This window comes from Brucella haematophila, from assembly GCF_005938105.1.
Classification (GTDB): Bacteria; Pseudomonadota; Alphaproteobacteria; order Rhizobiales; family Rhizobiaceae; genus Brucella; species Brucella haematophila.
The window spans coordinates 25,893-48,851 of sequence record NZ_VCPE01000019.1; the positions used below are offsets into that span (position 1 = coordinate 25,893).

Genomic DNA, 22,959 nt, shown 5'->3' on the forward strand with positions numbered 1-22,959 from the left:
AACGCCTATCGCCGTCCCGTCTGCCGTTAAAACAACTAGCTGGAGCGTTTCGTTAAAACCGGAACCGCTCTGGCGGGTGGACGGGATATTCCGATTGCCGGCAAATGGAGTGATTCATTGACGGACTATCGAATTCGATTTGAGAATATCAGTAAATCCTACGCCGATTTCAAAGTCATAGACGGGCTTAACCTCGATATCGCACGCGGTGAGTTTGTCAGTCTGCTGGGGCCGTCGGGCTCGGGCAAGACCACGCTTCTCATGATGCTCGCAGGCTTTGAAAGTCCGAGCGGTGGCAAGCTCATTGTCGATGGCAAGCCCATCAATGATGTGCCGTCCTATAAGCGCAATATGGGGGTGGTCTTCCAGAACTATGCGCTGTTTCCGCATATGAGTGTCGGCGAGAATGTGGCGTTTCCACTACAGATGCGCGGGCTTGGCAAAGCGGAAATTTCCGACAAGGTCGGAAAAGTGCTGGATATGGTGCAGCTTTCCACCATGCGCGAGCGCAAGCCATCGCAGCTCTCCGGCGGGCAGCAGCAGCGTGTGGCTCTGGCCCGTGCGCTGGTTTTCGAACCGGGCGTGGTGCTGATGGACGAACCGCTCGGTGCGCTCGACAAGCAGTTGCGCGAACAGATGCAGCTCGATATCCGCGCTCTGCATAGCCGCCTCGGTTTGACGATCGTTTTCGTGACGCATGACCAGAGCGAAGCTCTTACCATGTCGGACCGCATCGCTGTGTTCAACAAAGGTCAGATTGAACAGATCGGCTCGCCGCGCGAAATCTATGACGAACCAAAGACCCGTTTCGTGGCCGAATTTATCGGCGAAACCAATCTCGCCGAAGGCAAGGTGGAGCGCATCGACGGAACCAATACGTTGATACGCCTCAACAACGGCGCCGAGCTGAATGCCTCTTCATCCGGCGCGCTGACGCCGGGACAGAACGTGTTGCTTTCAATCCGCCCGGAGCGGATAGAACTGGGCGGCGAGGGCAAAGCGGACAACAGTCTCAGCACGCGTGTTACCGACAGTGTCTATCAGGGCGACCATTTGCGCATCAAGCTGGATGACAAGGCGCATAATTTCATTGTCCGTCTTGATCGCAAGGCGCGCGAATGGAAGCCGGGGGTCGATGTGGTGGCGCATTTCAATGCCGCTGATTGCTGGACCATTGTCGCATGACGGTACTTTCCGCCAAGAGCACGCGCTCCGTTTTGCTCATCGCCCCGCTTTTGATCTTCATTGCGCTGTTCTTCCTGTGGCCGCTCGGCGTGATGATGAAACAGGCAATTTCTGACACGGCGGTGTTGCGTGTTTTGCCGCAAACGGCAGAAGCGGTCGGCGCATGGGACGGTCAATCCGGCCCGACATCGGAGATGAAACAGGCGCTGGTTGCCGATCTCAAGACCTCTACCGATCAGCAGGCGGTTGGCGATATGGTGCGGCGCTTGAACAGCGCCCAGTCGGGCTTTCGCACGCTGATGAGCAAGACGATCTCGGCCATTGAGAAGGGCGATCCCGCGCTTGATCTGGAGGCGGTAGATAAACGCTGGAGCCAGCCTCAATATTGGCGCGCAATTGCCAATGCCCTGTCCCCCACCACGGATCGCAATCTATTGGCCGCTGTGGATATGGAACGCGACAGTTCCGGCGAGATTGTTTCCATGGCGCCGGGCACATCGGCCAATCGCGCCATCATGCTGCGCACCTTCTGGATCGCCGCGCTGGTCACATTAGCCTGCGCCGCTATCGGCTATCCTTATGCGGTGTTGCTGGCTTCCGCCACGGGCTGGGTGAAAAGCGCCTTGTTTGCAGCCGTGCTGCTTCCGCTCTGGACATCGCTTCTGGTGCGCACGGCGGCTTGGTTCATTCTGTTGCAGGATAAGGGGTTGATCAACGACACGTTGACCTGGCTCGGGCTTACGAACGGGCCGTTGCCGCTGATCTTCAACCGGACCGGCGTGATCATCGCCATGACGCATGTGCTTTTGCCGTTCATGGTTCTGCCGATTTACAGCGTGCTGGTGTCCATCCCGAATAATCTGATGCCTGCCGCCGCTTCGCTGGGCGCGCCGCCATGGCGCGCATTCCTGCGGGTTCTGCTGCCGCTCAGTATGCGTGGAATTCTGTCCGGCATGTTGCTCGTCTTCATGAGTGCGATTGGTTATTACATCACACCGGCGCTGATCGGCGGTCCGAGCGACCAGATGATCAGCTCGATCATCGCCTATTATGCAACCGGCTCGGCCAATTGGGGCATGGCGGGCGCATTGGGCATGGTGCTGCTGGTCGTGTGTCTGGTGCTTTACGCGGTCTATGGTCGCCTGACCAACGAAAAGCCGGGGAGGGCATGACCATGGGGCGCTCTGTCAAAATCATCTTCGGCGTTGCCGCGGTCATTTTTCTTGTCGCGCCGTTGTTTGCCATCCTGCCGCTGGCATTCACCTCAAGCGTGTTTCTCACCTATCCCGTGCCCAGCTGGTCGATGCGCTGGTTCGAAGAGCTGGCAACGGCTGATGCCTGGCGACGCGCCATCGTCAACAGCCTGATCATCGGCACGGGCACGATGGCGCTGGCGACGGTGCTCGGAACCATGGCGGCGCTTGGCCTGCGCAATCGGGCGCTGTTTCTGTCGGGTCCGATCCGCACGCTGTTTCTGCTGCCGATGGTCGTGCCTGCGGTGGTGATGGGCGTCGGCATGCAGTTGCTGTTTGTGCGGCTGGGGATTGCGAATTCCTATTTCGGGGTCATCGTCGCGCATACGGTGGTGTCGATCCCCTTTGTGATGGTGAGCGTCACCGGCGCGCTGGCAGGCATTGACCGGCGGGTGGAGCTGGCGGCGGAAAGCCTTGGCGCATCGCCGCTGACGGTGTTTCGCCGGGTGACCTTGCCGCTTGCCATGCCGGGCGTGGTTTCAGGTGCGGTGCTGGCTTTCGCCACGTCGCTGGACGAGGTGGTGCTGACGCTGTTCGTCGCCGGGCCAAACCAGCGAACGCTGGCGCGACAGATGTTTTCCACGATCCGCGAAAACATCAGCCCGGCAATTGCCGCCGCAGCCTTTCTGTTTATCGCGGGAACCCTGATCCTCGGTCTGGCGGCCGTGCTGTTCAAAAGGAAAACACCGCGCACGGCTTGAACGAAATTTTCCAGCCGTGCTTTTGTGGAATGCATGAAATAGGGAACCTTTCATTGTGTGAGGGGTTTGAAATTCATGCACTCTTCCAAAGCAGCTTCAGAAAGCCCCTCGCTTGCGGCGCTATCGACGGATAGTGCCGGATATGCGCTTTTCTTCGATATCGACGGAACCTTGCTGGATCTGGCGCCGACGCCTGACAGTGTCGTGGTCGATCCAGCGCTTGTTGATGCTCTGGAAAAACTGCGCAAGCATTTGTACGGAGCCGTGGCGCTCGTGACTGGACGCCCGTTGGAATTTGTGGCGGAGCGCTTCCCTTCTTATTCCGGCGCTGTCGCGGCATTGCACGGAACCGAATTCCGCCTTCCATCGGGGCATGTCGAGATGCTCGAACCGGGCGCGCAATTCGAGCGCGCCAAGGACTTCATTCGCCAGACGCAGGCGGGCATTGCCGGTCTTCTGGTCGAGGATAAGGGCAATGCTATTGCCGTCCATTTCAGGGCAGCACCCGAGAAGGAAGATATCGCTCGTGAGTTGATCGACGCGGCGGAAAAACTGGCCGGTCCCGACTGGCGTGTGCAGGCGGGTAAATTCGTTTTCGAATTGCGATCACGCCACGGCGATAAGGGCGCCGCCTTGCGCCGTCTGATGCGGAGCGGGGCCTTTGCCGGTCGTCGTCCGATCGCTTTCGGCGACGATCTGACGGATGTGCCGATGCTGCGCGCTGCGATGGATATGGGCGGGTTGGGCGTTGCGGTCGGCGACGCGATCCGCGACCTGCCCGGGGAGACAATATCCTCTCCGGCGGCTGTTCGGGCATGGATCATCGCCATTGCAGGAAATAGCTAGAGCGGTTCCGGTGAAAACGGAATCGTGGAGCCGCTCTAGCTATTTGTTATTACGCATTATCCTACGCAAAACCGCTACGCACTTTTGCTGGAAATGCTCTAACTTTGAGAGGAGAGTGGAGTGGGACGCCTTGTCGTGGTTTCCAACCGGGTGCCCTTGCCGGACAAGCAGGGGAAAGCACCGGCGGGAGGATTGGCCGTCGCCTTGCAGGCGGCTTTGAATGTGCGCGGCGGGGTCTGGTTTGGCTGGTCGGGTGAAACACTATCCGGCAGGCAGACACACCAGCTCGAAACAAAGCAGGTCGGGCCAATCAGCTATGCGCTGTTGAGCCTGCAAAAGAAAGATATCGACGAATATTACGCTGGCTTCGCCAACCGAATGTTGTGGCCGCTTTGTCATTACCGGCTGGACCTGATCGATTATACCCGCAAGGACATGGCGGGATATTTCCGCGTCAACCGGCTGTTCGCGCAGCAATTGCTGCCGCTGCTTGAGCCGGATGACATCATCTGGGTGCATGATTATCACCTGATCCCGCTGGCCGAAGAGTTGCGGCGCTGCGGTGTGGAAAATCGCATTGGCTTTTTCATGCATATCCCTTGGCCGCCGGCTGATCTGCTTTTGACCTTGCCGGTGCATGAGGCGATCATTCGCGGCTTGACGGCCTATGATCTTGTCGGGTTCCAGACGGAAAACGACGTCGAGAATTTCATCGGCGGGTTGCGGCGCGAAAGGATCGGCAAGCAGATCGAACCCCGCCACTTCGAAGCATTCGGGCGCAGTTTCAGCGTGGACAGTTTCGGCATCGGTATCGAAACGGAGATGTTTGCCGAGATCGCCAGCAAGACCCAGAACAGCCCATCCGTAAAACGCATGCGCGCCAGCATGAGCGGGCGCGATCTGATCATCGGCGTCGACAGGCTGGACTATTCCAAGGGGATTACCAATCGGCTCGAAGCTTTCGAGCATTTCATGAAAATAGATCCGGTCAATCGCGGCAATGTCACCTTTTTGCAGGTAACGCCGAAGTCGCGCACCGAGGTACCGGAATATAAGGCGATGCAGCGGGAGGTAGCGGAAATGGCCGGGCGCATCAATGGCTCCAATGCGACCTTCGACTGGACGCCGATCCGCTATATCAACCGGTCTCTCAACCGCGATGTTCTGGCCGGGCTTTATCGCCTGTCAAAGGTGGGGCTGGTCACGCCGCTGCGTGATGGCATGAACCTCGTGGCGAAGGAATATGTCGCGGCGCAAGACCCGGATGATCCGGGTGTGCTTGTGCTCTCACGCTTTGCAGGTGCTGCGCAGGAACTGGACGGCGCGGTGCTGGTCAATCCCTATGACACGGAAGCGGTGGCCTATGCGATAGCGCGTGCGCTCTCTATGCCGCTGGAGGAGCGGCAGGAGCGCTTTAACGGCATGATGGATTTTCTGAAAACCCACGACGTCACACGATGGTGCGACGATTTTCTGGCGCGGCTTGCGCCCGAAACAGGCGCAAGCTGTCCTTGAAATTTAGGCTACAGCCTTGCCGTAAGTACGCACAACATTGCGGACGGCTTCCACCATCAGGGCGTGTGGTGTCGGTTCAACGTCACCGGAGGCAATCGCCGGATAAAGCGTGCCCAGATACTGGCTAATCAGCGTTTCCGGTATCTTGCGGCCTTCCAGACGCTTCAAAAGTGCGTCCACGGCAGCGGTTGCCACCGGGTGCGGCCAGTAATAGCGGATGCGGTCGCTATAGGAGAAATGGCGTTGCAAACGCAGTTCTTCCGCATCGCCATGGTAGTATTTTTCCCAGTTCTTCGGCTCGGCCAGAAGCAGTGCTTCCATCTTGCCGCGCAGGGTTTCTTCTTCCGGCAGCTTGTCGAGGAAAGCCGCAATCTGGTCGAGACCGTAAAGCGCCTCGCGCAGGGCAAAAGTCAGGCCGGGGCCGACTTTCAGAATGGCGAAGCCGTCGTGAACGAGATCGGAAAGCGCTTCCACCGGCTGATAATCGGTCGAGTGCGCTTCAAAGACGAATTGCGGCATTTCGCTGAGAACACCGCTCAGCGCCGTCGCCTTTTCGCTGTTGTAGAAGACCACATTCTCGTTGCCGAATTCGACGCCCGGCTGCACCACAACGCCGATGGCGCGGGCAAAGGCGTCTTCCAGTCCGAGTGCCGCGAAAGCCTTGCGGTGAATGGCGACGGTTTCAACCGCCGCGCCCGGCTTGGTCAGTTCCAGCTCTTCGATTTCTTCCATCGCACCGCCGGGAATCGGTACTTCGGTGCCGATAATATAGACCGGCAGGTCGTATCCGGCTTCACGGGCCGCTGCTTCGGAAACCTTGGCCAGACGCGCGGCGCGCTCGGCGGTCACGGCATCAGGCAGTGCAACCGGTTCGCCAGCGCAACCCATCGACGTGTCGAGATGGATCTTGGTGAAGCCTGCGCGCACGAAGGCATCGATCATGACATCCGATTTCAGCAGGGCTTCTTCGGCAGGCAGATGCTTCCACGGGTTCGGACCGAGATGGTCGCCACCCAGAATGAGCCGCTTGGTGTCGAAGCCGACGCGAGCCGCGATGTCTTCCACAAAGCGGCGGAAGTCGGCAGGCGTCATGCCCGTATAGCCGCCGTCCTGATTGACCTGATTGCAGGTGGCCTCGATCAGCACGTCCGTGCTGGTCGCGATGCCTTCAAGAAGGGCGGCCTCAATCACCAGCGGATGCGCAGAGCAGATCGACGTGATGCCGCCGCGAGTTCCGCTGGCGTAACGGGCGGGAAGTGCGCTCAGAACGTTCGTGCTGCTCATGCTGAAACTCCGTTTTTCTGAAGGAAGGCTTCAATTTCGGCCATGGTCGAGGTGCCCTCCATCGGACCTTTGACACCAACGGCCCGTGCGCCGGTGGCATTGGCGATGACAAGAGCTTCCTTCGGGGCCATGTCGCGCAGCCAGCAGGTGACGAATGCCGCGCCAAAACTGTCGCCTGCTCCGGTCGGGTCGATTTCATCGACCTTGAAAGCAGGTGCGAAAACTTCGCCGGACTGGTCGAAATAGCTGGCGCCGTCAGCGCCGCGCTTGACCACTACGGCCTTGATACCGCGTGCTAGCAGTTCTTCCACAGCAGCCTTTTCCTCGGTCGCCTTGGTGAAGAGGAAGATTTCCGGGCCGCTTGGCATGAAAAGGTCGGTGTTTTCCAGCGCATGGGCCAGTGCCTGACGCATACCCGGCAACTCCAGCATTTCCTTGCGGATATTCGGGTCGAAGGACACTGTGCCGCCCTTCGCCTTGATGCGAATTGTTGCCTCGTGGATTGCCGAAACAATACCATCGGAGAACAGGGCCGAACCCATGATATGCAGGTGATCGGCGGTCTCGATCAGCTTTTCGGCTTCTGGTGTCAGGCCGATGGCGCTGCATGCGCTGTGCTTGATATTGAAGATGAAATCGCGATTGCCATCCGGGCGATAACGCACGAAGGCGCTGCCGGTGGCGGCTGTCGGATGTACGCCAATGGCCGAAACATCCACGCCGTCTTTTTGCAGGCGCTCGACATTGAGTGCGCCGAAATCGTCATTGCCGACTGCACTGACCATGCCGCAAGGCTGACCCATTTTGGCCGCCTGATCGATGAAGATCGCAGGCGCGCCGGAAGCGAACGGGCCGATCAACGGGATGGCAGACTTGAAACCGTTGCCGGTTTCCACGGCCATGATCTCGACGACGATTTCGCCGATGGTGATGATCTTTTTCATAAGCTGCACCGCGATTACGTACGAACGGATTTCGAGCGCACATCGAGCCAGACCGCGACCAGAATGACCACGCCCTTGACGATGAGCTGATAGAAGTAAGGCACCGACAGCATGTTCATGCCGTTATTGATGACACCGATGATAAGCGCGCCGAGAATGGTGCCGACCATGGTGCCGACGCCGCCAGCAAGCGAGGTGCCGCCCAGCACGACCGCCGCAATGGCGTCGAGTTCGTAGCCCATGCCCGCATTGGTCTGTGCCGAGGACAGACGCGACGACAGGAGAATGCCGCTGATCGCAGCCATGACGCCTGAAAGCATGAAGACGATGATCTTGATGCGGTCGACACGGATGCCCGAATAGATCGCCGCTTCCTTATTGCCGCCCGACAGATAGATGCGGCGGCCAAAAACGGTCTTCGACAGCAGGATATAGTTGAAGATGAACAGGACACCGACAATCCAGATGATGATGGGCAGTCCGAGCCAGTTTTCCGAACCAATGGCGAGCCATGTGTCGTTTTCGATGATTTCAGGTGCGCCATTGGTCGGCAGGCTGACCATGCCGCGATAGATGCCCATCGTTGCAACGGTCACGATGAAGGATGGCAGCATCAGCTTTGCCGAAAGCACACCATTCAGCCCACCCATGATGGCGCCCGCCGCGAGCGTAAAAACGACAGTCGGCACGAAGCCGAAGCCCATGGCAAAGGCTTGCGCCGCCACCATGCCGGAAACCGCAATGATCGAACCGATAGACAGGTCGATTTCGCCGAGCAGGATCACATAGGTCATGCCATAGGCGGCAACGGCAATCACCGCCACCTGCTGCATGATGTTCATGAAGTTGTTGAAGGCGAGAAAGCGCGGGTTCAACACCGCGAAGACCACGCAGAGCACGGCCAGCGAGATGATGATGCCGCCATATTGGCGGATCAGCGGGGAGCTGAAAAGCGAACGGCGGACTTCCGCGTCCACGGCTTTCTTCTGGAGATTTTGTACGTTGCTCATATGTGCATTCCTGCTGCGTAGCTCATGACGGTTTCGGGCGTGAGGCCATCGGCATCGACAATGGCGACGACATGCTTGTTATGCATGACGGCCACACGGTCGCTGAGACCCAGCACTTCCGGCAATTCGGAGGAAACCATCAGGATCGCCGCGCCATTGGCGGCAAGTTCACGGATGATGCGATAGATTTCAAATTTCGCGCCAACGTCGACGCCGCGCGTCGGCTCGTCGAGAATGAGAATGCGCGGCTTTGTTTGCAGCCACTTTGCCAGCACGATCTTCTGCTGGTTGCCGCCGCTGAGCGATCCGGCAACCGTGTCAATGGATGCTGTCTTGATGGCAAGGCGCAGCACTTCCGCCCTGGCGGCGGAGCGCTCCGCGCTGGAACGCATCAGGCCGAAAGGCCCGGCCAGCTGTCCAAGCCCAACCATGTTGATGTTGCGCTCAACGCTATGCGGAAGAACAAGACCTTCTTCCTTGCGGTTCTCGGTCACGAAAGCAATGCCGTTGCGAATGGCATCGGTCGGTGAGGAAAGGGTGATGACCTCGCCATCGAGCCGGATTTCGCCCGTTGGACGCAGCATCCCGAACAGCGCCTTCATCACATCCGAACGGCCAGAACCGACCAACCCGAACAGCCCGAGAACTTCGCCCGGCTTCACATCGATGGTGACGTCATGGAATTTGCCCGGCACGGAGAGGTTCTTCGTCGCCAGAATCGGCGGAACATTTTCCGAGGGACGCGGCGCTTCACGTGGCGGGTAGATATCGTTCATCTCGCGACCGACCATCAGCGCGATCAGACGGTCGATGCTGGTTTCCCTCTTTTCGGCGGTCGTGACATATTCGCCATCGCGGACAACCGTAATGTCGTCGGAAAGCCGCATGATTTCTTCCATGCGGTGCGAAATATAGATGACGGCAGTGCCCTTCGCTTTCAGCCGCTCGATGATCGAAAACAGGATTTCCGCTTCGCTGTCGGACAGCGACGAGGTCGGCTCATCCAGAATGACGACGTCAGCAGGCTGGCTCAATCCCTTGGCGATTTCGACGAGCTGGCGCTGGGCAATCGAAAGATCGCCGACCTTGGCGCGCGGATCGACCGGAAGTCCGAGATCGGCAACAAGTCTGGTCGCTTCCGCGTTCAGCTCGCGCTCGCGGATGAAGCCGAAGCGGCTTGGCTCGTGGTTCGCAAAAATATTCTCGGCAACAGTCAGGTTGCGGGAGAGGCTCAATTCCTGAAAAACGATGGCGATGCCGCTGGCGCGCGCGTCGCGCGGGTTCTTCGGCGCATAGGTCGCGCCCTTGAGCAGAATGGTGCCGGAGGTTGGCTTGAACACGCCGGCCAGAATCTTCATCAGCGTGGACTTGCCGGCTCCGTTTTCGCCGAGCAGCGTATGCACGCGACCACGACGCACGGTCAGGTTCATGCGCTTCAGCGCGATGACCGGGCCGAAAGACTTCGCGACATCGCGAATTTCCAGAACCGTATCTGCTGCCGTCTTCTGTTCGGATTTGGTGGCTGTCACAGGATCTGTCACTTTTGAGGCCTCCACGCTCCGTTTGCTACAGTCCGTCACGAACCGGATGTTACCGGGTTCGCACAGTGCTGCTGTCTAAAGGGATGCGGTGGCGGCTCGGAAAGGGGAGGCTTTCCTGGCCGCCACACGCTGAAAGGAAACAGCGACTGGGAGGAGTGTCGCTGCTTCACGCGGTCTTACTTGGTTTCGCCGTCCTTGGTGACGACGCCCGGAACGATCGGCTGCTTGGCCGGAACGCTCTCGCCCTTGATGACCTTGGCGGCGGTTTCAACCGCAACCTTGCCCATCTGGTCCGGATACTGCGCGATAACGCCGACCATGATCGGGTCGTTCTTCACGGCATTACGGGCTTCTTCCATGCCGTCGAAGCCGATCACCTTGACCTGATTTTCGAGCTTGGCGGCCTTCACAGCCGATGCGGCAGCAAGTGCAGCATCGTCGCCGAAGCCGAAGATGCCGACGATATCCGGATTGGCCTGCAGGATGTTCTGCGCGGTGGCCAGAGCTTCCGGACGGGTGATGCCCGGCTGGATCGCCACGATCTTGATGTCCGGGTACTTGGCGATGCCCTTCTTGAAGCCTTCAATGCGGTCAACGACCGACTGAACCGTCGGGTAGTCGATGACGGCGACATTGCCCTTTTCGCCGATGGTCTTTGCCATCAGCTCGGCAGCGCGTTCGCCACCGGCAAAGTTGTCGGTGCCGACGAAGGACGTCACATCCACATTGATTGCAGGTACGTCGACGGTAATGACCTTGATGCCAGCCTTTTCAGCCTTGTTGATGGCCGAGCGGACGCCCTTGCTGTCAACCGGCGAAATGATGATGACATCGACGCCCTTGGTGATGAAATCTTCCACATCGGCGAGCTGCTTGCTCAGATCCTGATTGGCGATGGAGATTTCGAGCGGCACGTTTTCTGCCTGCGCTTCCTTCTTCATCGCATCAGCGAGCGAGATGTAGAACGGATGCTGCTGGGTGAGAAGCGATGCGCCAACACCTTCGGCAGAGGCAGCGCCTGCCATCATGGCCAGGGCGACGCCGGAAAAGAGAATGCGGCCGAGAGAATTGCGAAACATGATTTCCTCCGAATGAACCGGCGTCTGCCGGGCTGTCCTTCTAACAGGGACATGAATGATGACTTACCTGCTGGTTCATCGGACCGTTGCATTTTGCGTCAGTCTTCAAACCTCCCGGAAGGGCAGGTGCCTTCAGCTCATTATCGAGCTTCTCTAGACATGATGGAGCTTGTTCAACGTGTCAATATATAATTTTCCACGTGTAAAATTTATAACGATTTAAATTCGCCTATAGAGTATCAAATTCCGGTCGACCAGCGGGGCCTATCAGATTTTGTCGACAGATTGGGCGTCTCTGTCGATGAAATTCAAGTTGCTTCTGTGAAGAAAAAAATTTACGCATGAAAAAATATTGAGGCGTGGAGTGAGCGTCTCGGCACCCGATCGGGAATAGCCCGAGGAAAGCGGAGCATGGCTGAAAACAAGATCAGGACGATGGAGGAGTTCGCTGTGGCGAGCGGTTTGTCACGTCCTACGGTCTCGAAATATTTCGATAATCCAGAAAGCGTAAAGCCTTCGACGCGGGCGCGTATCGAGAAGGCGCTGAAGGATCATAACTATCAGCCCAATATTTTTGCCGTCAGTCTCAACCGGAAGAAGCCGAAAAATATCGGCGTCATCGTTCCGCATATTTCAGATCCGTTCTATGCTGAAATTATTCGCCAGATCGAATTGCGATGCCTCGCCGAAGGCTACTGGACTATCGTTCTGTCGTCGCATGGCGAGCGCAAGCTTGAAGCACGCGCCATGCGCTCGCTGATGTCGCTCAAGATCGCCGGTGTCCTGATGGCGCCGCTCGGTTTCGAAACCGACACCAAGCTTCTGACCAGCCTTTCCGATTCGATGCCCGTGGTTTTTCTGGACAGCCGTATCGGCGAGGACCAGCCCTTTGTCGGCACCGACAACCGGGTCAGCATTGGCAACATCACGGAATATCTGTGCCGGACCGGCGAGCATCCCTGTTTTCTGGAAATGCCTGCCGTCAACCAGAACGCGCTTGAGCGCCGCGCGGCCTATATCGCCACGATGGAACGGCTCGGTATCGAGCCCATCATTTTGCCGATGACGCCAAAAAACTGGAGTTTTGAAGAGCTTGGCTATCAGGAGGCTGGCCGTATCCTCGACCGCGGCGGTTTCCCGACGCGGACGGTTCTCTGCGCCAATGATCGTCTGGCCTTCGGTGTGATTTCAGCCGCCTTTGAGCGCAGGCGTCATGTCGGGCGGGAAGAAGGCAGCGATCTGCGGGTCGCCGGACACGATGATCATCCGCTCAGCCGCTTCACCTGCCCGCCCTTGACGACGGTTGCCCAGGATTACCGCCAGATCGCGCAGCTTGGGCTGGATATGCTGTTTTCGCGCATCAATGAACAGGACAGCAGCGCTGCAACCGGCGAAGATATCCGTTATCTCGACAGCCATCTGATCATGCGTAGTTCTGCCTGACAGATTCTTTCCCGTTGCATTATCCGACGCAAAGCCGCTTCGCACTTTTGCTGGAAATGCTTAAGCTGACATTCTCAGCTTGATCTCCGCATTCAGCAGGATGCGGTTGTTTTCAGGCAGTTCGAGCCGGTCTTCGGAATCTTCGCCCAAGGTGCGGAAAAGAAGCTCAATCGCCAGCCTGCCGATTTCGTTGTAATCCTGCGCGACAGTGGTGAGCGGCGGGCAGGTATATTCCGACAGCGGATTGTTGTCGTGACCGGCAACGCGGATATCGCAATCTTTGAGTCTTCCGATTTTCAGTCCCGCCTGCCAGAGAGCACCCGTGACGCCAAAGGCGATGCGGTCGTTGGAGCAGAGCACCGTCGAGGTCGGAAAACTAGCCTTCTCGCGCATGATGCGCGCCGTCTGCTCGAAGGCATATTGTTCGAAATCCCAGCTACGGCTCGGTTCCAGTTCGATGATACGTGGCTCGTGGCCGAGCTTTTCCATCGCCGTCGTATAGGCTTCGCGCCGTTTTATCGCGTTGTTGTTCACAATCGGCATCGAGAAATAGCAGGGCTCGCTGCCTGAACGGCAGAGATAATCCACGATCAGGTGGAAGGATTTCTGGTTGTCGGTGCCGACAAAGGGCGAGGTGCTGTCGAGTGGCGAGTCGACATAGACGATGGGGACGTCATCGGCGAGACGCGCCAGCGCGGAATGCTGCGACTGTTCGCCAAGCGGGGCAATAATGGCACCTGCGACGTTGAGCGAGCGCAGCGTTTCAATCGCGCGCTTTTCCAGCTCCGGCTTGCCGTCCGACGACAGGACCACGGTCAGATAGCCGCGTTGCTCGGCCAGCGTTTGCAGCCTGCGCGTCATCGCCATGTAGAAATGATCGAGCTGGTTCGGGATGATGATTCCCAAAATTGTCGTGCGACGACGATTAAGGTTCACCGCGAAAAGATTGGGACGAAAGCCGGACTGCTTGACAGCCGCTTCTATGATCTCGCGGGTCTTCGGGCGGACGGATGTTGGGTCGTTGAAATATTTGGAAACCGTGGGGCGAGACAGCCCGACGAATTCCGAAAAGTCTTCCATGGTGCGTATGGTTTTGCGCACGGTTCTCTGTCCTGTCCGTCAGCTGCCCGCAGCAATTTCTTGCCATGGCAGTGCAAATTCTCCTGCTATCGGTTGGGTCAAGATGAGCTGACCCATAGATGCATGACACGTGGTCTGCAGCTTGTTTCCCAATAATTTCAGGATGTTCCTCCAACCAGACCCGCTTCGAAATTTTTCAAGGCAAGGCCAAGTCAAACTGTCAAAGGCTGAAGCAAAGGTCAAGCGGACAATATCAAACACTTGGACCGATGCAGTGCATATCTGAATGTGCTAAGATAATTTCGGGGTCAAGTCGCGCGGTGGAAAATCCGTTATTTCCGCCGCGAAAGCAATCGAATTGGCAGTCTTTGTGTCGCGCAAATCAAAATCAAAAACCGTGCTTGACAAGCTACGGATAGCCGCGCCATAAATTTTACATATGTAAGAATTTTGCTATGCATTCGTAAAGGAGGAGACGAAATGCGGACCAAAACTTATGTGACAGGGCTTATTGCGTCTGCCGCTGGCGTCGCGATGCTGGCCGGTTCGGCGTGGGCGGAGGAGCTCACGATCGCAACGGTCAACAATGCCGATATGATCATCATGCAGAAGCTTTCGCCGGAATGGGAAAAGGCCACCGGCAACAAGCTCAACTGGGTGGTGCTGGAAGAAAACGTGCTGCGCCAGCGTGTCACCACCGACATCGCAACCAAGAGCGGCCAGTTCGACATCATGACCATCGGCGGTTATGAAACCCCGATCTGGGGCAAGGCCGGATGGCTTCTTGCGGTCGATGATCTCGGCGATGATTACGACTATGACGATCTCATCAAGCCGGTGCGCGCCGGTCTGACCGTCGATGGCAAGCTGTATGCCGTGCCGTTCTATGCGGAAAGCTCGTTCACCCTTTATCGCAAGGATCTGTTCGAAGCCGCTGGCCTGAAAATGCCGGATGCGCCGACCTATGCCGAGATCAAGGAATTCGCGACCAAACTCACCGACAAATCGAAAGAACAGTACGGTCTCTGCCTGCGCGGCAAGCCGGGCTGGGGCGAAAACATGGCCTATCTTTCGACGCTGGTGAACACGTTTGGCGGTAGCTGGTTCGATGAGAGCTGGAAGCCGCAGATGAGCTCCGATACCTGGAAGAAAGCCATCAATTACTATGTCGATCTGATGAAGGAAGCAGGCCCTCCCGGAATCACCTCGAACGGCTTCAATGAAAATCAGGCGCTGTTCTCCACCGGCCATTGCGCCATGTGGATCGACGCCACCTCGGCTGCGGGCCGCATCTACGATCCGAAGCAGAGCCAGGTTGCCGACAAGGTCGCCTTCACCAAGGCGCCCGTCGAAGTGACGCCGAACGGCTCTTCATGGGCCTGGTCGTGGAATCTCGCCATCCCGGCATCGACCAAGAAGGCGGAAGCCGCAAAGTCGTTCCTGAAATGGGCGACCTCGAAGGGCTATGTCGAACTGGTCGGCAAGTCGGAAGGCTGGGTTGCCGTTCCGCCAGGTACGCGTCAGTCGACCTATGCCAACGAAGAGTACAAGAAGGCCGCACCTTTCGCCGAGACGGTTCTCAAGGCGATTGAATCGGCCGATCCAACCAAGCCGACCAAGGACCCGGTCCCTTATACCGGTATCCAGTTCGTGGCGATCCCTGAATTCCAGGCGATTGGTACGATTGTCGGTCAGGCTATCTCTTCGGCTGTCGCCGGTCAGCAAAGCGTCGATGCGGCGCTTGATGGCGCACAGAAACAAGCCGAACAGATCATGACGCAGGCCGGTTACATCAAGTAATCCGGTTACCATCAGCCTGCCGCCGCATGGTCGCTTCTACGCATTTCCAGCAAAGTCGCTTCGCACTCTTGCTGGAAATGCCTGAAGCAACAGGGCGGCAGGCTCGATTTTCGCGCGATCTGCTGCACCTTTATCGGGCGCAGCAGATGTCAAAGCGGGAAGGGGAGGAACGTCAGACATGTCAGCAAACCCGGCCTTGGCCACAGGCACCAAATCGCGCTTTGCCGCAAAATCGCGCCGCAGCGTCCGCACCGGACCTCTGCTTGCACCCGCCGTCATCCTGCTGTTGCTATGGATGATCGTTCCACTGGCGATGACGCTCTGGTTCTCGTTTCAGTATTACAATCTCATCAATCCCTTCGTGACCGGTTTTGCCGGTTTCTCGAACTACAAGTTCCTGTTGTCCGATCCGGGGCTCTGGTCGGCCATCATGAAGACGCTCATTTTGTTGGGCTCGGTTCTGGCCATTTCGGTGGTGTTTGGCGTTCTGTTCGCCGTGATTTTCGATCAGGATTTCTGGGGCAAGAACATTGCGCGGCTTCTGGTCATTGCGCCGTTCTTCGTCATGCCGACTGTGTCGGCGCTGATCTGGAAAAACCTTTTAATGCACCCGGTCAACGGGTTGTTCGCCTTTATCTCGCGCAGTCTCGGACTGCCGGTCATAGACTGGTTCGGACAGTTTCCGATGGCGTCGATCATCATGATCGTATCCTGGCAGTGGGTGCCTTTCGCGACGCTGATCCTGATGACCGCTATGCAATCGCTCGACCGTGAGCAGATGGAAGCAGCGCGGCTTGACGGCGCCAAAGGGCCGGTGATGTTCTTTTATATCGTCCTGCCGCATCTGTTGCGCCCGATCTCGGTCGTCATCATGATCGAGACGATCTTCCTTCTGTCGGTCTTCGCAGAAATTCTGGTCACCACGTCCGGTGGGCCGGGTATCGCCACGACGACATTGACCTATTTCATCTATCTGAAGGCGCTCCTTCAGTGGGATATCGGTGGCGCTTCGGCTGCCGGTGTCATCGCCATCATCCTCGCCAATATCGTTGCCGCGTTCCTGATCCGAACCGTGGCGCGCAATCTGGACAATTAGGGGGAGACGAATGATGGCTGCAAAACGCAAGTTCAACAAAGCTGCACTCTCCGCCGGGATTATTGGCTGGATCGTGGCACTCCTGATGTTCTTCCCGATCCTCTGGATGCTGCTTGCGGCATTCAAGACGGAGATCGACGCGGTCGCCCCGCCGAAGCTGTTCTTCCAGCCGACGCTGGAAAACTTCGCGGCGGTGAATCAGCGCGCCGACTATTTCCGCTACGCCATGAACAGCGTGATCGAGAGCCTTGGCGCGACGATCCTGTCTCTGCTGATCGCCGTTCCGGCGGCTTATGCGGCGGCATTCTTTCCGGGCAAGCGCACCAAGGATCTGCTGTTGTGGATGCTCTCCACCAAGATGCTGCCTGCGGTGGGTGTTCTGGTGCCAATCTATCTTTTGGCGCGCGATACGGGGCTTCTCGATACGCGCACCGGGCTGATCATTATCTTCACCCTTTCCAACCTGCCGATTGTGGTCTGGATGCTCTATTCCTTCTTCAAGGAAGTGCCGCATGAAATCCTTGAGGCGAGCCGTATGGACGGGGCCAAGGTCGGCCAGCAGATACGCTATCTGCTCTTGCCACTAAGCCTGCCCGGCATTGCATCGACGGCGCTTCTTTCCATCATCCTGTGCTGGAACGAAGCCTTCTGGAGCCTCAATCTCACGGCTTCGCAGGCCGGGCCTCTCACCGCATTCATCGCGTCCTTCTCGTCACCGGAAGGGCTTTTCTGGGCAAAACTCTCGGCAGCGTCCACGCTTGCCATCGCGCCGATCCTCGTCTTCGGTTGGGTTACGCAGCGCCAGCTGGTGCGCGGTCTCACCTTCGGCGCCGTGAAATAAAGGGAACCCCATGGCTACGCTTTCTTTTCATAACGCCACCAAGTCCTTCGGCAATATCGACGTCATCAAGGGTGTGGACCTTAATATCGAAGACCGCGAATTCGTGGTCTTCGTCGGGCCGTCTGGTTCGGGCAAATCCACGCTTCTGCGAATGATTGCGGGGCTGGAGGAAATCACCAGCGGTGATCTGCTGATTGACGGGCAGCAATGCAATGATACGCCGCCGGATGAGCGCGGGCTTGCGATGGTGTTCCAGACCTATGCACTCTATCCGCATATGAATGTGCGCGACAATATGGGTTTCGCGCTCAAGCTCGCAGGGATTGCCAAAGCTGAGCGCGACCGCAAGGTGGAAGACGTCGCGAAGACATTGCAGCTCGACAAATTGCTGGATCGCAAACCGAAACAGCTTTCGGGTGGTCAGCGCCAGCGTGTCGCCATCGGGCGCGCCATGGTTCGGGAACCGAAGATTTTCCTGTTCGACGAGCCGCTTTCCAATCTCGATGCGGCGCTGCGCGTGCAGATGCGTATCGAGTTGGCGCGCCTGCATGACCGGCTCAATGCGACGATGATCTATGTCACGCATGATCAGGTTGAAGCCATGACGCTGGCCGACAAGATCGTCGTGCTGCGTGATGGCAAGCTGGAACAGGTCGGTTCGCCGCTGGAGCTTTATCACCACCCGGTCAATCGGTTCGTGGCGGGCTTCATAGGATCGCCGACCATGAACTTCATCGAGGTCAAGGCGAGCGCGGTCGATAGTGACGGCGTGACGGTGCAGCTTGCCAATGGGCGTTCGGTCAAGGTGCCGGTCGCAGTAGAGGGCGTCAGCGCCGGTGCGCCGCTGGTGCTGGGCGTTCGCCCGGAACATCTGCATCCGGCGGATGACGGCATTCTCGAAGGCGAGATTATGGTGGTCGAGCGTCTTGGCGGCGAGACCTATCTTTATGTGCAAAACGATGCCCCTTCCGGCCTGATCGTGGCGGAAGCTGGCGGCAACAGCACGGCGCGCGTGCATGAAATGGCCAAGCTCGGCTTCGATGCCGCCGACGCTCATCTCTTCACGCCCGATGGTCTGGCGCTTCAGCGCCGTGACCGCCATCCGATGATCCTGTCTGGAAAGAAAACGCACCTTTAGGGAAGCATTTCCAGCAAAAGTGCGAAGCGGTTTTGCGTCGGATAATGCGAAAAATAATTACATCACTGGAGAAAGTCCATGAGACTGAAAGATAAGGTTGCCCTCATCACCGGCGCTGCGCGCGGCATCGGGCTTGGCTTTGCGGCTGCCTATGCGCAAGAGGGTGCAAAGGTCATCATCGCTGATATCAACATTGAGCGGGCGGAAGAAGCAGCACGCGGTATCGGCCCGTCTGTGAAGGCGGTGAAGCTGGATGTGACGGATCTGGGCGCAATCGACAAGGTGGTGGCCGCCATCGATGCCGAATATGGCGGTATCGATATTCTGGTCAATAATGCGGCGATCTTCGACATGGCGCCGATCAATGAGCTGACCGCAGAGAGCTATGAGCGCGTGCTCGGCATCAATCTCAAGGGCCCGCTTTTCATGATGAAGGCGGTTTCAAATGTGATGATCAAGCGTGGTCGCGGCGGCAAGATCATCAATATGGCGAGCCAGGCCGGTCGTCGCGGCGAGGCGCTGGTAACGCTCTATTGTGCATCCAAGGCGGCGATGATTTCCGCTACGCAGTCGGCGGCTCTCGCTCTGGTCAAGCATGGCATCAACGTCAATGCGATTGCGCCGGGTGTGGTCGATGGCGAACATTGGGACGTGGTGGATGCGAGTTTCGCCAAATGGGAAGGCTTGAAGCCGGGCGAGAAAAAAGCCGCTGTGGCAAAGTCGGTGCCGATCGGTCGCTTCGCGACGCCAGAAGATATTACCGGCATGGCGGTGTTCCTCGCTTCGTCGGACAGCGACTATATCCTTGCCCAGACCTTTGGTGTCGACGGCGGCAACTGGATGGCGTGAGACGAGGCCGGGACAGACAATGAAAGCGATCTATTTTACCGGCCATGGCGAAGCAGGCATGGCCGATCTGCCGGAACCGGCATTGCTGCCGGGACACGCGCTGATCGACGTCAAGGCATCGGGTCTTTGTCACACCGATATCGATGTGCTGCATGGTCGCTACGGCTCCAGTGCTTTTCCGCTGGTGCCGGGGCATGAATATGCTGGCACTGTCGTGGCGGTGGCCGAAGACGTGACCAATGTGAAGGTGGGCGACCGCGTTGCGGTCGATCCGAATATTCCCTGCGGTCATTGCCGCGCCTGCCTCAAGGGTCTGACCAATCTCTGCTCCGATCTGAAAGCCTATGGCGTGACCCATAATGGCGGCTTTGCGGGCATGAGCCTCGTCAATGCCAGCCACCTCCATTCCATTGGCGATCTGCCTTATGATGTGGCGGCCCTTGCCGAACCGTTGGCCTGTGTGCTGAACGGGCTTGGTGCGGCAGAGTTGAAAACCGGCCCGCATGGCACTGAAAACGCGCTGGTGTTAGGGGCAGGCCCCATCGGCCTGTTGCTGGCTTTGTCGCTGAAGGCGCAGGGCGTGCCGCAGGTCGCCGTCGCCGATATCAACGAGCACCGACTGGCCTTCGTTGAAAGCCTTGGGCTTGAGCCGGTCGTGTCCGGTTCGCAAGCGTTGGACAAGCGCCAGCGCAGCTTCGATTTCGTCGCCGACGCCACCGGCATAGCCAAGGTGGCGGAAAGCATGGTCGGTTTCACTGCCGATGGCGGAACCGTTCTTGTGTTCGGCGTTTGTGCACCCGACGCACGGATTTCTGTGGCACCCTTCGAGATTTTCCGCCGCCAGATCAGGATTGCCGGTTCGCATTCGCTGAACCGTAATATTCCGCAGGCATTGGATATATTGAAACAGGACTTTTCCGGCGCAAATGGCGGCTCGATGGCGCGACTCGTTTCTCACCGGCTACCGCTGGAGGAAATGCTACCATTCTTCACCAAGCATGGTGGCGATCCCGCGACCATGAAAGTCCAGTTCGTACCCGCTTGAATAAAGGATACCGTCATGACCAAGCTATCGCGCGCAACGCTTCAAAGCTTCGATAAGGTGCATAAGCCCGGCTACGATCCAGCCGCGCTGAAGCCGGGTATCGTGCATTTTGGCGTGGGTAATTTTCACCGCGCGCATCAGGCTGTCTATCTGGACGATCTGTTTGCGACCGGCGAGGGGCATGACTGGGCGTTGGTGGGTGCGGGCGTGCGCACGAGCGACGATGCCATGCGCGATACGCTCAAGGCGCAGGACTGGCTGACGACTGTTGTCGAGCAGGAAGCAGATCATGCGGGCGCGCGCATTACCGCATCGATGGTCGATTATGTCACCATTTCGACCGAGGAAGGGCGCAAGGCCCTGATGGCCTATCTGACGTCAGCAGACACACGTATCGTTGCGATGACCATCACCGAGGGCGGTTACTATATCGATCCGGCCAGCCAGACTTTCGATCCCGCCCATCCGGACATCGTGGCGGATGCGGCGCATCCTGATCACCCGAAAACCGTCTTCGGCCTGATCGTTCAGGCGCTGAAACTGCGCAAGGCAGCAGGCGTCCAGCCTTTCACGGTCATGTCCTGTGATAACATTCCGGGCAACGGCCATGTGACGGAAGATGCTGTGACGGGGCTCGCCAAGCTGAGCGACCCGACCTTTGCCGACTGGATTTCGGCCAATGTCGCGTTCCCGAATTCGATGGTGGATCGCATCACGCCAGCCACCGGTGCGCGCGAACGCGAGATTGCCACGAAGGATTTCGGCGTCGATGATGGCTGGCCGGTGTTCTGCGAAGTTTTCAAACAATGGGTGATGGAGGATAATTTCCCGACCGGACGCCCGGCTCTGGAAAAAGTCGGCGTTACCTTCACCGATCAGGTCGCCGCTTATGAGTTGATGAAAATCCGTATCCTGAATGGCGGCCACGCGGCCATCGCCTATCCGGGCGGCTTGCTTGACATTCATTTCGTGCATGAGGCCATGGAGCATCCGCTGATCCGGCGCTATCTTGAAAAGCTGACGAAGGATGAAATCATCCCGGAAATACCACCCGTACCGGATACCGATCTGGAAGCCTATCGCGTCCTGATCGACAAGCGCTTCGCCAATCCAAGCATTGGCGACACCATCCGCCGCCTGTGTCTGGATGGCTCCAACCGCCAGCCGAAATTCATACTGCCTACAGCTGCCGACCGCGTGGCGAAGGGCCATTCCGTGACCGGGCTTGCGCTGGTCTCGGCATTCTGGTGCCGCTATTGCTATGGCACGACGGACAGCGGTGCAGTGATCGAGCCGAATGATCCGTCATGGGATCGCCTGACCAAGCAGGCAGCGCTCGCCAAGGCTGACCCGGCTGCGTGGCTTTCCATGGATGATATTTTCGGCGCGCTTGCCGCCAATCCTGCCTATGTCGCTGCATTCAGTTCGGCGCTGAAAGCAATCTGGCAGGACGGCACGACCAGGACACTGGAACGCTACCTTGCAGGCCAGCCGCTCTGATCAGAGAGGAGCGGCAATCAGATGCCCGGTTGCGGCGTGGCGCATGACTTCCATCGGCACGCCGTAAATCTCTTGCAGCCGCTTGGGCTCCATCACACCTTCAGGCGTCGATTGGGCGATCAGGCGGCCACTGTGCAGCGCGAAAATGGAATCGCAAAAGCGCGCGGCCATGTTCACATCGTGCAGCACGATGAAAACACTCAGTTCCTTTTCCTGTGACAGCTTGCGCACCAGCGACAGAACTTCCAGCTGATGGGCAATGTCGAGCGCCGATGTCGGCTCATCGAGAAGCAGGCATTGCGCATCCTGCGCCACGAGCATGGCCAGCCAGACGCGCTGGCGTTCGCCACCGGAAAGCGTATCAACAAGCCGGTCGGCAAAAGGTGCGATGCCGGTCAGCTCGATGGCTTCTTCCACTTTGGCCCGGTCGGTATCGCCAAAGCGGCCCAATGCGCCGTGCCACGGATAGCGACCCAGCGCGACCAGTTCCTTGACCAGCATTCCCGAAGCAGATGCCGTCTGCTGCGGCAGATAGGCAAGCTTGCGCGCAAACTCGCGGTCGCCCCACTGGTCAAGGCGCTTGCCCGCAAGATGGATTGTGCCGCCCGAAGCGGGTTGCTGTCGGGCCAGGATTTTGAGCAGCGTCGACTTGCCGGAACCGTTATGTCCGATCAAAGCCGTCACGCTTCCTGCCGGTATCGACATGGTCAAAGGCTGCAACAAGGTGCGCCCGGCAACCGAAAAGCTGACATTCTCAAGTTCGAACAAATTGGAAGTCATCAATCTCTGTCCTTCTGGCAGATGGAAGC

At 58.1% G+C, this 22,959-nt stretch carries 20 protein-coding genes; 13 read left to right on the forward strand and 7 right to left on the reverse strand.

The features are described 5' to 3' along the window. Window positions 1–117: 117 nt before the first annotated feature. The 5 genes from FGI60_RS21985 (at window position 118) to otsA (ending at window position 5,500) form a co-directional block, all read left to right on the forward strand. Window positions 118–1,185, forward strand: coding sequence for an ABC transporter ATP-binding protein (locus FGI60_RS21985; RefSeq protein ID WP_138786999.1), 1,068 nt, complete (start codon window positions 118–120; stop codon window positions 1,183–1,185). Further along, the gene (locus FGI60_RS21990) at window positions 1,182–2,357 is read left to right on the forward strand and encodes an ABC transporter permease (protein WP_138787000.1); all 1,176 of its coding nucleotides are present in this window, start codon (window positions 1,182–1,184) and stop codon (window positions 2,355–2,357) included. The genes FGI60_RS21985 and FGI60_RS21990 overlap by 4 nt, the downstream gene beginning before the upstream one ends. 2 nt (window positions 2,358–2,359) lie before the next feature. Then, window positions 2,360–3,139 carry an ABC transporter permease gene (locus FGI60_RS21995; RefSeq protein ID WP_138787001.1) on the forward strand — a complete coding sequence of 260 codons (780 nt, stop codon included), beginning with the start codon at window positions 2,360–2,362 and terminating at the stop codon, window positions 3,137–3,139. A 75-nt stretch (window positions 3,140–3,214) separates the two neighbouring features. Then, a complete protein-coding gene (otsB, locus tag FGI60_RS22000) occupies window positions 3,215–3,985 on the forward strand; it encodes a trehalose-phosphatase (protein ID WP_138787002.1) in 771 nt (256 codons plus the stop codon). Between the two features lie 120 nt (window positions 3,986–4,105). Beyond that, a complete protein-coding gene (otsA, locus tag FGI60_RS22005) occupies window positions 4,106–5,500 on the forward strand; it encodes an alpha,alpha-trehalose-phosphate synthase (UDP-forming) (protein ID WP_138787003.1) in 1,395 nt (464 codons plus the stop codon). Between the two features lie 3 nt (window positions 5,501–5,503). Here the strand turns inward: otsA and FGI60_RS22010 are convergent, their stop codons facing one another. The 5 genes from FGI60_RS22010 to FGI60_RS22030 form a co-directional block, all read right to left on the reverse strand. Then, on the reverse strand, window positions 5,504–6,784 hold the full coding sequence (locus FGI60_RS22010; RefSeq protein ID WP_138787004.1) for a D-tagatose-bisphosphate aldolase, class II, non-catalytic subunit: 1,281 nt from the start codon (window positions 6,782–6,784) through the stop codon (window positions 5,504–5,506). Further along, the gene (locus FGI60_RS22015; protein WP_138787005.1) at window positions 6,781–7,728 is read right to left on the reverse strand and encodes a tagatose kinase; all 948 of its coding nucleotides are present in this window, start codon (window positions 7,726–7,728) and stop codon (window positions 6,781–6,783) included. Before FGI60_RS22015 ends, FGI60_RS22010 begins: the two co-directional genes overlap by 4 nt. A gap of 14 nt (window positions 7,729–7,742) precedes the next feature. After that, the gene (locus FGI60_RS22020; RefSeq protein WP_235889896.1) at window positions 7,743–8,738 is read right to left on the reverse strand and encodes an ABC transporter permease; all 996 of its coding nucleotides are present in this window, start codon (window positions 8,736–8,738) and stop codon (window positions 7,743–7,745) included. Next, window positions 8,735–10,279, reverse strand: a complete 1,545-nt coding sequence (locus FGI60_RS22025) for a sugar ABC transporter ATP-binding protein (protein ID WP_138787006.1) — start codon at window positions 10,277–10,279, stop codon at window positions 8,735–8,737. Before FGI60_RS22025 ends, FGI60_RS22020 begins: the two co-directional genes overlap by 4 nt. 176 nt (window positions 10,280–10,455) lie before the next feature. Next, window positions 10,456–11,358 carry a substrate-binding domain-containing protein gene (locus FGI60_RS22030; protein ID WP_138787007.1) on the reverse strand — a complete coding sequence of 301 codons (903 nt, stop codon included), beginning with the start codon at window positions 11,356–11,358 and terminating at the stop codon, window positions 10,456–10,458. A gap of 411 nt (window positions 11,359–11,769) precedes the next feature. Here FGI60_RS22030 and FGI60_RS22035 point away from each other — a divergent pair, with 411 nt between their 5' ends. Beyond that, a complete protein-coding gene (locus FGI60_RS22035) occupies window positions 11,770–12,801 on the forward strand; it encodes a LacI family DNA-binding transcriptional regulator (RefSeq protein WP_138787008.1) in 1,032 nt (343 codons plus the stop codon). Window positions 12,802–12,861: 60 nt separating this feature from the next. On the opposite strand, the gene FGI60_RS22040 is transcribed toward FGI60_RS22035, so the two are convergent. Beyond that, the gene (locus tag FGI60_RS22040) at window positions 12,862–13,881 is read right to left on the reverse strand and encodes a LacI family DNA-binding transcriptional regulator (protein ID WP_138787075.1); all 1,020 of its coding nucleotides are present in this window, start codon (window positions 13,879–13,881) and stop codon (window positions 12,862–12,864) included. Window positions 13,882–14,361: 480 nt separating this feature from the next. Between FGI60_RS22040 and FGI60_RS22045 the strand changes: the two genes are divergently transcribed. From FGI60_RS22045 to FGI60_RS22075, 7 genes are all read left to right on the forward strand, one after another. Beyond that, window positions 14,362–15,681 (forward strand): ABC transporter substrate-binding protein, encoded by a 1,320-nt coding sequence (locus tag FGI60_RS22045; protein ID WP_171058835.1) that lies wholly within the window; start codon window positions 14,362–14,364, stop codon window positions 15,679–15,681. A gap of 178 nt (window positions 15,682–15,859) precedes the next feature. Next, window positions 15,860–16,777: a carbohydrate ABC transporter permease gene (locus FGI60_RS22050; protein ID WP_138787009.1), complete on the forward strand. Its 918-nt coding sequence runs from the start codon at window positions 15,860–15,862 to the stop codon at window positions 16,775–16,777. A gap of 13 nt (window positions 16,778–16,790) precedes the next feature. After that, window positions 16,791–17,618, forward strand: a complete 828-nt coding sequence (locus tag FGI60_RS22055; protein ID WP_138787077.1) for a carbohydrate ABC transporter permease — start codon at window positions 16,791–16,793, stop codon at window positions 17,616–17,618. A 10-nt stretch (window positions 17,619–17,628) separates the two neighbouring features. Then, window positions 17,629–18,756, forward strand: coding sequence for an ABC transporter ATP-binding protein (locus FGI60_RS22060; protein WP_138787010.1), 1,128 nt, complete (start codon window positions 17,629–17,631; stop codon window positions 18,754–18,756). A 78-nt stretch (window positions 18,757–18,834) separates the two neighbouring features. Further along, window positions 18,835–19,605, forward strand: a complete 771-nt coding sequence (locus FGI60_RS22065) for an L-iditol 2-dehydrogenase (protein ID WP_138787011.1) — start codon at window positions 18,835–18,837, stop codon at window positions 19,603–19,605. Window positions 19,606–19,624: 19 nt separating this feature from the next. Beyond that, window positions 19,625–20,650 carry a zinc-dependent alcohol dehydrogenase family protein gene (locus FGI60_RS22070; RefSeq protein ID WP_138787012.1) on the forward strand — a complete coding sequence of 342 codons (1,026 nt, stop codon included), beginning with the start codon at window positions 19,625–19,627 and terminating at the stop codon, window positions 20,648–20,650. A 15-nt stretch (window positions 20,651–20,665) separates the two neighbouring features. Further along, window positions 20,666–22,150 carry a mannitol dehydrogenase family protein gene (locus FGI60_RS22075; protein ID WP_138787013.1) on the forward strand — a complete coding sequence of 495 codons (1,485 nt, stop codon included), beginning with the start codon at window positions 20,666–20,668 and terminating at the stop codon, window positions 22,148–22,150. Here the strand turns inward: FGI60_RS22075 and FGI60_RS22080 are convergent, their stop codons facing one another. Then, window positions 22,151–22,930 carry an ATP-binding cassette domain-containing protein gene (locus tag FGI60_RS22080; protein ID WP_138787014.1) on the reverse strand — a complete coding sequence of 260 codons (780 nt, stop codon included), beginning with the start codon at window positions 22,928–22,930 and terminating at the stop codon, window positions 22,151–22,153. Window positions 22,931–22,959: the final 29 nt, after the last annotated feature.